The sequence below is a fragment of the Chelativorans intermedius genome, from assembly GCF_025398255.1.
GTDB classification, from domain to species: Bacteria; Pseudomonadota; Alphaproteobacteria; order Rhizobiales; family Rhizobiaceae; genus Chelativorans; species Chelativorans intermedius.
On sequence record NZ_JAODNW010000020.1, the window covers coordinates 64,658 to 76,956 of the forward strand.

Below are 12,299 nucleotides of genomic sequence, written 5' to 3' on the forward strand. Positions count from 1 at the left end.
GATGGTGCGGCCCCCGTGCGAGGAAATGAAACGATGAGCGAGGCAGAACCGTCCCTCTCCGTGCCCGACCCGGCGCCCCGACCGCCGGTCTTCGATGCGGCGTTCCGGCAGGCGCTCGAAGCGCTGTTCGTCTGGCGGCGCGACGTGCGCCGTTTCTGCCCGGATCCGTTGCCTCCGGGGCTTCTGGAGCGCCTTCTCGATCTCGCCTGCCTCGCCCCTTCCGTGGGGCTCAGCCAGCCCTGGCGATTTGTGGTCGTGGAAAGCCCCGAGCGCCGCGCCGGCATCCGCGCGAATTTCGAGCGCTGCAACGCCGAGGCGCTGGCCGCCCAGCCCGGCGAGCGCGCCGGCCTCTATGCACGTCTCAAGCTTGCGGGGCTCGATGAAGCGCCTTCGCATCTCGCCGTCTTCGCCGACCGCACCAGCGCCCGGGGCCATGGCCTGGGCCGGCGCACCATGCCTGAGACGAGCGAGTATTCCGCGGTGATGGCCATCCACACGCTGTGGCTTCTGGCGCGCGCCCATGGCGTGGGCCTCGGCTGGGTTTCGATCCTGGAGCCGCAGGCCGTGAAGGCCACGCTCGACGTGCCGCCGGCATGGACCTTCATCGGCTATCTCTGCCTCGGCTATCCCGCCGCGCAGGATAGCGTTCCGGCGCTTGAGCGGGCCGGCTGGGAGCGGCGGACACCTGCCGGTGCCTTCCGCCTGCTGCGCTAGACCGGTTCATTGTTTCAACGAAACGTTGATCCGGTCCATCTATTTGTTTTTGCGGCATTTGTGCGACGCCAGATGATTCCATCTGGCTGCAAAATGCTGTAGAGGCCGGTCGCGCCGCCTGCCCATCCCGATGCCGAAGCGTTACGCGCCGCCCGCCCGATCCCCCCTTCGGCGGGTTGTAGCGGCGCGGTCTCCATGGGCTTGGCGCAGCAGGCGCTTGCTCATGATATAACTTTTACGTAAAGGTAATAAAAACACCTGCGCTGCGCTGCTCCGCCCGCTGCCGATAGCGGTTTCGCCCCCAGGCGTGATGCGCTATAGGCGGGCCGGAAGAAAGGCAGCCGCCGGCCACCCGTGGAGGACATGAATGAGCGAACGAGAGAGCATGGAGTTCGATGTCGTGATCGTCGGCGCAGGGCCGGCGGGGCTTGCGGCGTCGATCAGGCTGAAGCAGCTCAACCCGGAGCTTTCCGTCGTGGTCCTCGAAAAGGGTGGCGAGGTCGGCGCCCACATCCTCTCCGGCGCGGTGGTCGATCCCATCGGCATCGACCGGCTTCTGCCCGGCTGGCGCGAGGAGGAGGGCCATCCCTTCCGCACCGAGGTGAAGGACGACCGTTTCCTGCTGCTCGGGCCGGCCGGCGCCTTCCGCCTGCCCAATTTCCTCATACCGCCGCTTATGAACAACCACGGCAACTACATTGTCTCGCTGGGCAATGTGTGCCGCTGGCTGGCGGAGAAGGCCGAGGCGCTGGGTGTGGAGATCTATCCGGGCTTCGCGGCGGCGGAAGTGCTCTACAACGAGGCCGGTGCGGTGATCGGCGTTGCCACCGGTGACATGGGAGTAGAGCGCGACGGCTCCCGCGGCCCCTCCTATCAGCCGGGCATGGAGCTGATCGGCAAATATGTGATGATCGGCGAGGGCGCGCGCGGTTCCCTCGCCAAGCAGCTCATCGCCCGCTATGGCCTGGACGTGGGCCGCGAGCCGCAGAAATTCGGCATCGGCCTGAAGGAGCTGTGGGAGGTGAAGCCGGAGAAGCACAGGCCCGGCCTCGTGCAGCACAGCTTCGGCTGGCCGCTCGATTCCAGGACCGGCGGCGGCTCCTTCCTGTATCATTTCGACGACAATCTGGTGGCCGTCGGATTCGTTGTCCATCTGAACTACAGGAATCCCTATCTCTCCCCCTTCGAGGAGTTTCAGCGCTTCAAGACGCATCCCGCCATTCGCGAGACCTTCGAGGGCGGCAAGCGCCTGTGCTATGGAGCCCGCGCCATCACCGAGGGCGGCTTCCAGTCGGTGCCGAAGATGGCTTTCCCGGGTGGTGTGCTGATGGGCTGTTCGGCGGGCCTCGTCAACGTGCCGCGCATCAAGGGTTCGCACAATGCGGTGCTCTCGGGCATCCTGGCCGCCGAGCATGTGGCCGAGGCGATCGCCGCCGGCCGTGCCCATGACGAGCTGACCGCCTATGAGGAAGCCTGGCGCACCTCCGAGATCGGCAGGGACCTGAAGAAGGTGCGCAACGTCAAGCCGCTGTGGTCGCGGCTGGGCACGTGGGCCGGCGTGGCCGCGGGCGGCTTCGACATGTGGATGAACACGCTGTTCGGCTTCTCCCCCTTCGGCACGCTGGGCCACGGCAAGCCGGATTCGCAGGCTCTGGAGCCGGCGGACAAGCACAGGCCCATCGACTATCCCAAGCCAGACGGTGTGCTCACCTTCGACCGCCTGTCCTCGGTGTTCCTGTCCAACACCAACCATGAGGAAAACCAGCCGGTTCACCTGCAGGTGAAGGACATGGATCTGCAGAAGCGCTCGGAATTCGCCGTCTTCGCCGGCCCGTCCGCGCGCTACTGCCCCGCCGGCGTCTATGAGTGGGTGGATGCCGATGGCAACGCGCTCGCCGGCCATGCGGTGCGCGACAATCTCGACGCCCGCTTCGTCATCAACGCGCAGAACTGCGTGCACTGCAAGACCTGCGACATCAAGGACCCGAACCAGAACATCAACTGGGTGCCGCCGCAGGGCGGCGAGGGGCCGGTCTATCAGAACATGTGAGCCTGCGGCGCAGGCCCGGCCTGCGCCTGCATCACCATCGGTTCCCCTTCCGCAGGCTCCACGGAAAAATCCAGCAGCACCGGCAGGTGGTCCGAGCCTGCATCCTCCAGCCGCGTGGTGGAAAGCGGCACGATGCGCCCCTTCACCAGCACGTTGTCGATGGGCAGGCCGGCTCGGCGCCTCAGCGCATCGGGCAGCGGCAGGGCGAGCCATGTCGGCCCGATCTGCGTGAGGATGTCGAGCCCGCCGGCCGTTGCCAGGTCGCGCACCGTCCGGCTCCACGGAACGGCGTTCAGATCGCCCGCCAGGATGGCCGTATGGCCCAGCCGCCCGGCCAGCACCCGCATCACCTCCTGCGTCTGCCATGGCTGCGAGAAGGGCCAGGGCCAACCCAGATGCAGCGCCGCCACATCCACCGCCGCCCCGCCGAAATTCACCGTGACGACCGCCAGCGAGCCCCGGTCGAAGCAGCCCGCCGTCGCCGGGTGCAGGAACGGCCTTCGCGACAGGATCGCCACCCCGCCGATGGGCGAAGGCGGCGGGCAGACGATGCGATGCGGGTAGGCATCCGAGATGCTCTCCAGATGCGGCAGCCACGCCTGGGAGACCTCGTTGAGCGTCACCACATCCGGCTGGGCGCGCCCGATCAGGGAAAGCACGTTCTTCGGCGTGGCGTTGTCGTAGCGCAGGTTGAGCTGCATCAGCTTGTAGCGCGCCGCCGCCGGCTCACCCTGGGCCTGCACCGTGCTGTCGGGCAGGCTCGTCACCGAGAGGATGGCAGCGGCGGCCAGAACCATGGCCGAAAGCCCGATCCCTCGCCACCCCCGGCGGAAGAGAAGGGGCAGCGCCAGCACGATCACGAGCCCGGCCAGATGCACGCGGAAATGCGAGAAGGAGTCGAAAGCCGCGTGCACACCGCCCCAGTACCCCGCCACCAGCGGCACGGTCATGAGCGTGGCGGCGAGAGCCAGCAGCGGGGAGGAAAGACGTCGATCCGGCATGTTGCGCTTCTTAACGGTTCAATTGCGGCGGGAACAAGGTTTGCCGCGGCAAAGCCCCGCCAGGGCGGCGTGCAGAACACGTCAAACCGACTTCTGGCACGACCGCGATGACGGGTCGGGACCGGAACCACGGGGACAGAATCCGCACCGCGCAGAATTTTCCTCCCCGCCAACCCGTTGTGTCCATTCCCTATTCGCTATCCGCGCCACGAAAGCCCGGAGCCATAGCGCAGGGCCGTTGAGCGTGCCACACAACGAAGAGAAAGGTGCGATCAACGCGCCCCGTTTCCCAGGTCCCTTACCAAAGGCCGGGCGGCGAAAGCCGGGCGCGGCGCGGATGGCGCGCGGGCGCCGCCCGGGAAAAGGAGGAGTGCCTATTGAAACGCCGTCTCCGAGAAGCTGCGCAGCTTGCGCGAATGCAGCCTCTCCGGCGGCATGGCGGCCAGCTTTTCCACCGCGCGGATGCCGATCTTCAGGTGCTGGGCCACCTGGCGCTTGTAGAAATCGGTCGCCATGCCCGGCAGCTTCAGCTCCCCATGCAGCGGCTTGTCGGACACGCACAGAAGCGTGCCATAGGGCACGCGGAAGCGGAAACCATTGGCGGCGATGGTGGCCGACTCCATGTCGAGCGCGATTGCCCGCGACTGCGAAAGCCGCTGCACGGGCCCGCGCTGGTCGCGCAGCTCCCAGTTGCGGTTGTCGATGGTCGCCACGGTGCCGGTGCGCATGATGCGCTTGAGTTCATAGCCCGAAAGCCCGGTGATCTCCGCCACCGCCTCCTGCAGCGCCACCTGCACCTCGGCAAGAGCGGGCAGCGGCACCCACACCGGCAGGTCGTCGTCCAGCACGTGGTCTTCGCGCACATAGGCATGGGCCAGCACATAGTCGCCCAGCGCCTGGGTGTGGCGCAGCCCGGCGCAGTGGCCGAGCATCAGCCACGCATGGGGGCGCAGCACCGCGATGTGGTCGGTGATCGTCTTGGCGTTGGAGGGGCCGACGCCGATATTGACCATGGTGATGCCGGAATGGTCGCTCTTCTTCAGGTGAAAGGCCGGCATCTGGGGCAGGCGCTGGGGCCCGGCCTGCGGCGTGTCCTCGCCGGGCCGGGTGATCACGTTGCCCGGTTCTACGAACGCCTCGTAACCCCGGCCGCCCTCCGCCATCGCCGCGCGCGCGAAGGCGCAGAACTCGTCGATGTAGAACTGGTAGTTGGTGAACAGCACGAAGTTCTGGAAGTGCTCTGGCGCCGTGGCCGTGTAATGGGACAGCCGGTGCAGCGAATAGTCCATGCGCGGTGCGGTGAAGGGCGCCAGCGGCAGCGGCTCGCCCGGCCCCGTCTCGTAGGTGCCGTTGACGATGTCGTCGTCCATGGTGCTCAGGTCCGGCACGTCGAACAGGTCGCGCAGCGGCCGCTGCAGCCGGTCGGGAAGCGAGGCTTCCACATAGGTGTCTTTCAGGAAGGCGAAGTGCAGCGGGATCGGCGTTTCCGACTCGGCGACCGTTACCTCCACCCCGTGGTTGCGGATGATGAGGCCGAGCTGCTCGCAGAGATAGGTGTCGAAGAGGTCGGGCCGCGTGATGGTGGTGGCGTAGGTTCCCGGCGCCGGCACGTGGCCAAAGGCCAGCCGCGTGTCGATCTGGGCGAAGGAGGAGGTCGAGACGCTCACCTCGGGATAGAAGGCGCGGTAGCGCCGGTCGCTTGCGCCGGTGGCCGTCACATGGGCGAACGCCTCGCGCAGGAAGGCGGTGTTGCGCGCATAGATGGCCTTCAGCGCCTCCACGGCTTCGCGCGCGTCGCTGAAGCGCCACCGTGCCGCGGGCTCCGGGCTCGAAATGGTTTCAATGGGTTGAGGATAGATTCGCTTGTCCATAACCCATTATAGGTGTTTCCCGTGGCAGTTTCGAGACGCCATCGCTTCACCGTGTGTAGCCGGTGGAAATGGTGTTGCCGAAGGCGCCCGCCGGCGGGGTGGAGAGGCTGCGCTGGTCTCTGTCGAGATGCGTCAGCCCCGCCGCCATCAGCGGCAGCGCCATGAGGCCCGCGAGGATGAGGGCGCGCGGCGCGGCGGCCAGAAGGGATGTGGCGAGGGTTCTTGCGGTAAGCATGGCACGACTCCGCTTGCGTTTCTTCCGCGAAGGTGCCTGCCCGGCCCTGAACCGGCGCTGAGAGGGCTGTTCACACAGTGTTCAACATTATTGACGCGTGCTGACGATTGAATGCCGCTTCCCCACAGCCTACCTGCCTTGCGGATTTGCCAACCGTGGAGAAGCCCATGACCGAACAGACCCGCCCCATCGAGCTGCATTACTGGCCCACGCCCAACGGCTGGAAGATCAGCATCATGTTGGAGGAGCTCGGCGTTCCCTACACGGTGCACTATGTCAATATCGGCCGCGGCGAGCAGTTCCGGCCGGAGTTCCTGAAGATCTCTCCCAACAACCGGATGCCGGCCATCGTTGACCCCGAAGGGCCGGGTGGCGGGCCCATTTCCGTGTTCGAGTCGGGTGCCATCCTGCAGTATCTCGGACGCAAGTTCGGCCGCTTCTACCCGGCGGACGAGCGCAGCCGCGTCGAGGTCGATCAATGGCTGTTCTGGCAGGTGGGCGGGCTCGGGCCGATGGCCGGCCAGGCCCATCATTTCCGTCAGTATGCGCAGGAGAAGATACCCTATGCCATAGAGCGTTACACCAACGAGGTGAACCGCCTCTACGGCGTCATGAACAGGCGCCTGGCCGACCGCGACTATCTGGCCGGCGAATACTCCATTGCCGACATCGCCTGCATCGGCTGGGTCAAGCCGCACGAGAACCAGGGGCAGGACCTCAATGACTTCCCCAACCTCAAGCGCTGGTTCGAGACCGTGATGGCGCGGCCCGCCGTCGAGCGGGGCATGGTGCTGGGCCGCGAGCACCGTCGCAACATCGCCGACGACGAGGAAGCCAGGAAGGTGCTGTTCGGCCAGCGCGCGCGCTGAGCACCCTCAGCGCGCAAAGGGGCGGCGGGGCACGGCGATCCCGTCATCGGCCAGCGCGTCGTAGATGGAGCCGCGCGCGGCGGCCGCAAAGACGCTGGCCCCGCCCGTTCGTTCGCGCCGGCCGGCGCCGCGCATCCGCCTGACGATCTGGGCGAGATCCACATCGTCGGCCGATCCGTGCGCCTGGCGCGGCACGGCGCCGCGCTTGTCCTTCACCCCCGGCAGCGCCGACTCCGGCAGTTTCTCGAATTTCATGCGCATGGTCGCCGCCACCCCGTCGCCAAAGGCGATGGCCTCGCGCTGGCCCATGGCCGACAGGAAGGCGAGGGTGGAGGTCGAGGAGTCGGCGATCGCCGAGCGGATGATCGCCTGATCCTGCTCGTTGGCAAGCCGCATGGCAAAGACGGTGGAGCACTGCGAGAGCACGGTCGGGTCGAGATCGCCCGGCCGCTGCGTCACCACGCCCAGATAGCAGCCATATTTGCGCCCTTCCTTGGCGATGCGCGCCAGCGCATGGCGGGTCGGCGCGAAGCCGAGCCGCGGGTCGGAGGGCATGTATCGGTGCGCCTCCTCGCACAGCACCAGAAGCTTCAGCCGTCCCTCGCTCCACAGCGCCAGATCGAAGGCAAGCCGCGCCAGCACCGAGCACACGGAGTTGACCACCTCGGAGGGCAGTCCCGCCATCTCGAAACAGGTCACGGGCCGCCCCTCGCTCGGCACGCGGAAGAGGCGTCCCACGGTCTCGTGGATCGTGTCCTCGATGAGATGCGAGGAGAACATGAAGCGATAGCTCGGATCGGCCTGGGCCGATTCGATGCGTGTACGAAGCTGCCGATAGTGCGGCCGCTCGTTCTTGGCTTCGAGCTGGCCCATGCGCTCGTCGATCATGCGCACCACGTCGGCCATGCGATAGGGCACCGGCGTGTCGGCGGTAATGCCGCTGTCGCCACGCTTGAGCGCGCCCCCCGCGCCCCCGCGATAGGCGTGCTTGGCCTCCGCGATGAGGTCGCGCAGAAGCTCCACTTCCTCCATCACCGGCTCGCGTCCGCGATAGAGCACTTCCACGAACTCCTCCAGCCGGAACAGCCAGAAGGGCAGGTCGAGCGTCGTGGTGTCGATGCGCACGGCATGCTCGGACAGCGCCTCGGCGAACTCGTTGTGCGGGTCGAGGATCAGCACACGCAGGTCCGGCCGTGCGGCAATCGCCTTGCGCAGCAGCAGCGAGACGGCGGTCGACTTGCCCACGCCCGTGGTGCCGACCACCGCGAAGTGGCGGCTCAGCGTCTCGTCGATCGCAAGGCAGGCCTCGACGGTGCTGTCCTGCGACAGCCGGCCGAGGGTCACGGAGCGCCGCCCGCCGAGGTCATAGATGGCGCGCAGGTCGTGCGCGCGGATGCGGTGGGCGGGTGCGCCGATATACGGGTAGTCCGTGATGCCGCGGTCGAAGAAGGGCCTGCCGTCGCGGTCGCTCACTTCGCCGATCAGTTCCACATGCACGAGGATGGGGTTGCTGCCGCCCTCGTCCCAATGGCCGTGCGGCCGCTCGATGCCGTAGATCAGGCCCACCGTGCGCGTTGCGCCCAGGTTGATGGAGATCAGCTTGCCCACCGTCCACGATCCGGCGATGGCAATCTCGTCTCGCCCGATGGTGGCGGCAATGGTGGCGCGTGCCCCGTCGCATTGCACCACATGGCCCAGAACGCGCGCGCGGGGCTGGTCTGCCGCCCGTCGCTCCTGCGGCGTTGCCTCCCCCGGCCGTGTTTCCTTGCCAACAAACATCAGCGCCCCCGATCTGCCCAGAAACGCGGAGAGACTATCGTCGGTGGGTTAAGGGCGGATGAGGGGGCATGGTTGAGGGAAGGTTAGCGAAAAGCGTGAAATGCTATGCGTTCTCGCTCCGGCATTGCTGGTAATGTAGAAATGCATTACATCCTCCGCACTGCTCGAAAGGAGATGGCGCTGGCCACGATGGCCGTTACGGCCAGGGGGCAAGTGACTTTTCGCAAGGGCGTGCTCCGACATCTCGGCGTCAGACCGGGTGAAAGGATCGAATGGAACCCGCTGCCGGGTGGTCGGGCGGAGTTGAAAGCCGCGGAGCCGGCCGGAAGTATAGAGGATTTTATCGGGCTTCTCGCCGGGAAGACCGACAGGCCGCTCTCGATCGAGGAAATGAACGAGATTGCCGCCAAGGGCTGGGCTGGCGAGGAATGAGGATTTCGGTCGATACGAATGTTCTCGCCCGCGCGGCCTGGAATGCGGCTCACGGGCCCGGATTGCGCTTTCGATACACCACGTGCGGGCGCAGGGGGTGACCGTCGGGAACCTTTGGGTGCTCGAAGCTGTCCGAGGGATCGTGGATCATGCCGAGCTTCTGCATCACCCGCTGGCTGGGCAGGTTGATGTGCGCGGTAAAGGCCACCACCTCCGGCAGGCCGATGGCCCAGGCGTAGTCGAGCCAGGCCCGCGCGCCCTCCGGCGCCAGCCCCTGGCCCCAATACTGCTTGCCGATCACCCAGCCGATCTCCACCCTCGGGTGGCTGGGGATGGCGGCACGCGTGGCATCGGGGATGACCCCGAGGCCGACAAGCCCGACAAGGGCGCCGGTTTCCTTCAGCTCCGCCGCCTGGAAGTGAAAGCCGTTGAGGCGCGCTTTCTCCCTCGCGGCGTCGATGTCGGCCTCCACCTCCTCGCGGGTCATGACCCTGGGGAAGAAGCGGCGCACATGCGCATCCCCCTGAATCTCCGCCAATGCCGCGCGGTCGCGGTCCTCCCAGGGGCGCAGGATCAGGCGTTCGGTTTCGAGCTTCATGGTGCGGGCCGGCGGTGCTTCTTGGAGAGTGTGAGCAGGCTTTTAGACCCGTTGCCGACAGAAGGCCAGCGGCGGCGCATTATGCGTTGACACGGCGCGCAATTGCACCTTATTGTCCGCGGCCATGATGAAGACAGGCATTCTCGTAGTAGGAACGCACATGGGCAGGGCGGCGTAGCCGCCGGGCGACAGCCACTCATGTGCGAAATCGGGCTCCTTCAAGGGGCCTTTTTTATTGGCCGAACCGTAGCATGAGCATGGATCGAGAACGGGACTGACACGCGATGAACGCACGAGCGCCGGCGCCCAAGGGGCAGGAAACGAGCACGCAGGAGATGACGGGCGCCGAGATGGTGGTGCAGGCGCTGAAGGACAATGGCGTCAAGCACATCTTCGGCTATCCGGGCGGGGCGGTGCTTCCCATCTACGACGAGCTTTTCCAGCAGGACGAGATCCAGCATATCCTGGTGCGCCATGAGCAGGGAGCGGGCCATGCGGCGGAAGGCTATGCCCGCTCCACCGGCAAGGCGGGAGTGATGCTCGTCACCTCCGGCCCCGGCGCCACCAATGCGGTGACGGCGCTTCAGGATGCGCTTATGGATTCGATTCCCCTGGTCTGCATCACCGGCCAGGTGCCCACCACGCTGATCGGCTCCGATGCCTTTCAGGAATGCGACACGGTGGGGATCACCCGCCCCTGCACCAAGCACAACTGGCTGGTGCGCGACGTCAACCAGCTTGCCGCCGTGCTGCACGAGGCTTTTCACGTGGCGACCACCGGCCGCCCCGGCCCTGTCGTCGTCGACATTCCCAAAGATGTGCAGTTCGCCAAGGGGCTTTATCTTTCGCCGCAGACGGCGCCGCGCACGCGCTATCGCCCGCGTGAGGAGGGCGACCAGCAGAGCATTCGGGAGGCCATTGCGCTGATGGCGGGCGCCCGCCGGCCCGTCATCTACACAGGCGGCGGCATCATCAACGCCGGCCCGGAAGCAAGCCACCTGCTGCGCGAGCTGGTGGAGCTGACAGGCTTTCCCATCACGTCCACATTGATGGGGCTCGGCGCCTATCCGGCATCCGGCAAGAACTGGCTGGGCATGCTGGGCATGCACGGCACCTACGAGGCCAACATGGCCATGCACGATTGCGACGTGATGCTGTGCATCGGCGCGCGCTTCGACGACCGCATCACTGGCCGCGTCGACGCCTTCTCGCCGAACTCGAAGAAGATCCATGTCGACATCGATCCTTCCTCGATCAACAAGAACGTGCATGTCGACATTCCCATCATCGGCGATGCCGGGCGCGTGCTTGAGGATATGGTGCGCCTGTGGCGCGCCAGCGCCCATGCCGACAAGGCGGCGCTGAAGCCCTGGTGGGAGCAGATTGCCAAGTGGCGGGCGCGCGATTCCCTGGCCTACACGCCCAGCGACGACGTCATCATGCCGCAATATGCGATCCAGCGCCTCTACGAGGCGACCAGGGGCCGCGACGTCTACATCACCACCGAGGTCGGCCAGCACCAGATGTGGGCTGCCCAGCACTTCGGCTTCGACGAACCCAACCGCTGGATGACCTCCGGCGGTCTCGGCACCATGGGTTATGGCCTGCCGGCCGCGCTCGGCGTTCAGATCGCCCACCCGGACGCGCTGGTCATCGACATCGCCGGCGATGCCTCGGTGCTGATGACCATGCAGGAGATGAGCGCGGCGGTGCAGCACAACGCACCGATCAAGATCTTCATCCTCAACAACCAGTATATGGGCATGGTTCGACAGTGGCAGCAGCTTCTCCACGGCAATCGCCTGTCGCATTCCTACACCGAGGCATTGCCCGACTTCGTGAAACTGGCCGAAGCCTATGGCTGCAAGGGCATACGCTGCGAGAAGCCGGGCGACCTGGATGCCGCGATCAAGGAGATGATCGAGACCGACGGTCCGGTGATCTTCGACTGCCGGGTGGCAAATCTTGCCAACTGCTTCCCCATGATCCCCTCCGGCAAGGCCCATAACGAGATGCTGCTGCCAGACGAGGCGACGGACGAGGCCGTGGCCAATGCCATCGGCGCGGAGGGCAGGGCTCTGGTGTAGCCACAGGACGGCTTGCCCGCGCACATTTCTGGAAACGACGGTTCAAGAAGAGAACGGACGCATGAACGCCCAGCTCAAGCCCACCGGCTCCGCCTATTTCATCGCAGCAGAAACCGAGAAGGACGAAAAGCGCACGCTCGCCGTGCTCGTCGACAACGAACCGGGAGTGCTTGCCCGCGTCATCGGCCTGTTTTCGGGGCGTGGATACAACATCGACAGCCTGACCGTCTCGGAGACCGAGCATGAACGGCATCTCTCGCGCATCACCATCGTCACCCGCGGCACCCCGCACGTGCTGGAGCAGATCAAGCACCAGCTGGCGCGCATCGTGCCGGTGCACCGCGTGGTCGACCTCACGCTCGCGGCCATTGAGCGTGGCCATGAGCGCCCGCTGGAGCGCGAGCTGGCGCTGGTGAAGGTAAGCGGCAAGGGCGAGGACCGGGTGGAGGCGCTGAGACTGGCCGATGCCTTCCGCGCCCAGGTGATCGACGCCAACACCGAGCATTTCATCTTCGAGATCACCGGCCGCGTCTCCAAGATCGAGCAGTTCATCGCGATCATGAAGCCGCTCGGCCTCGTGGAGGTCTGCCGCACCGGCGTGGCGGCGATGAACCGAGGGCCGGAAGGAATGTAGGTCTCCTTGCGGCGCGGTGGCAGAGCGCG

General features: G+C 66.2%; 11 protein-coding genes. 6 read left to right on the top strand and 5 right to left on the bottom strand.

The features are described 5' to 3' along the window. The first annotated feature begins 33 nt into the window (after positions 1–33). Both bluB and NYR58_RS14865 read left to right on the top strand, forming a co-directional pair. Positions 34–714 (top strand): 5,6-dimethylbenzimidazole synthase, encoded by a 681-nt coding sequence (bluB, locus tag NYR58_RS14860; RefSeq protein ID WP_261521784.1) that lies wholly within the window; start codon positions 34–36, stop codon positions 712–714. Between the two features lie 367 nt (positions 715–1,081). Beyond that, positions 1,082–2,764: an electron transfer flavoprotein-ubiquinone oxidoreductase gene (locus NYR58_RS14865; protein WP_261521785.1), complete on the top strand. Its 1,683-nt coding sequence runs from the start codon at positions 1,082–1,084 to the stop codon at positions 2,762–2,764. On the opposite strand, the gene NYR58_RS14870 is transcribed toward NYR58_RS14865, so the two are convergent. The 3 genes from NYR58_RS14870 to NYR58_RS14880 all read right to left on the bottom strand — a co-directional run bounded on the left by NYR58_RS14870 (position 2,752) and on the right by NYR58_RS14880 (position 5,871). Further along, positions 2,752–3,765: an endonuclease/exonuclease/phosphatase family protein gene (locus NYR58_RS14870; protein ID WP_261521789.1), complete on the bottom strand. Its 1,014-nt coding sequence runs from the start codon at positions 3,763–3,765 to the stop codon at positions 2,752–2,754. The genes NYR58_RS14865 and NYR58_RS14870 overlap by 13 nt on opposite strands. A 374-nt stretch (positions 3,766–4,139) precedes the next feature. Further along, positions 4,140–5,636 carry an AMP nucleosidase gene (locus NYR58_RS14875; protein ID WP_261521790.1) on the bottom strand — a complete coding sequence of 499 codons (1,497 nt, stop codon included), beginning with the start codon at positions 5,634–5,636 and terminating at the stop codon, positions 4,140–4,142. 46 nt (positions 5,637–5,682) lie between these two features. After that, on the bottom strand, positions 5,683–5,871 hold the full coding sequence (locus NYR58_RS14880) for a hypothetical protein (protein WP_261521791.1): 189 nt from the start codon (positions 5,869–5,871) through the stop codon (positions 5,683–5,685). Between the two features lie 167 nt (positions 5,872–6,038). Between NYR58_RS14880 and NYR58_RS14885 the strand changes: the two genes are divergently transcribed. Next, positions 6,039–6,740: a glutathione S-transferase family protein gene (locus NYR58_RS14885; RefSeq protein ID WP_261521795.1), complete on the top strand. Its 702-nt coding sequence runs from the start codon at positions 6,039–6,041 to the stop codon at positions 6,738–6,740. A 6-nt stretch (positions 6,741–6,746) separates the two neighbouring features. Here NYR58_RS14885 and NYR58_RS14890 read toward each other — a convergent pair whose 3' ends face one another. Next, a complete protein-coding gene (locus NYR58_RS14890) occupies positions 6,747–8,519 on the bottom strand; it encodes an ATP-binding protein (RefSeq protein WP_261521796.1) in 1,773 nt (590 codons plus the stop codon). Positions 8,520–8,699: 180 nt separating this feature from the next. On the opposite strand from NYR58_RS14890, the gene NYR58_RS14895 reads away from it, so the two are divergent. Continuing rightward, entirely contained in the window at positions 8,700–8,951 is a 252-nt protein-coding gene (locus NYR58_RS14895; protein ID WP_261521932.1) for a type II toxin-antitoxin system PrlF family antitoxin, read from the top strand. Between the two features lie 49 nt (positions 8,952–9,000). Here NYR58_RS14895 and NYR58_RS14900 read toward each other — a convergent pair whose 3' ends face one another. After that, positions 9,001–9,549 carry a GNAT family N-acetyltransferase gene (locus NYR58_RS14900; RefSeq protein WP_261521799.1) on the bottom strand — a complete coding sequence of 183 codons (549 nt, stop codon included), beginning with the start codon at positions 9,547–9,549 and terminating at the stop codon, positions 9,001–9,003. 284 nt (positions 9,550–9,833) lie between these two features. On the opposite strand from NYR58_RS14900, the gene NYR58_RS14905 reads away from it, so the two are divergent. Continuing rightward, on the top strand, positions 9,834–11,636 hold the full coding sequence (locus NYR58_RS14905) for an acetolactate synthase 3 large subunit (protein WP_261521800.1): 1,803 nt from the start codon (positions 9,834–9,836) through the stop codon (positions 11,634–11,636). 61 nt (positions 11,637–11,697) lie between these two features. Further along, the gene (ilvN, locus tag NYR58_RS14910; RefSeq protein ID WP_261521803.1) at positions 11,698–12,270 is read left to right on the top strand and encodes an acetolactate synthase small subunit; all 573 of its coding nucleotides are present in this window, start codon (positions 11,698–11,700) and stop codon (positions 12,268–12,270) included. The last annotated feature ends 29 nt before the right edge of the window (positions 12,271–12,299 follow it).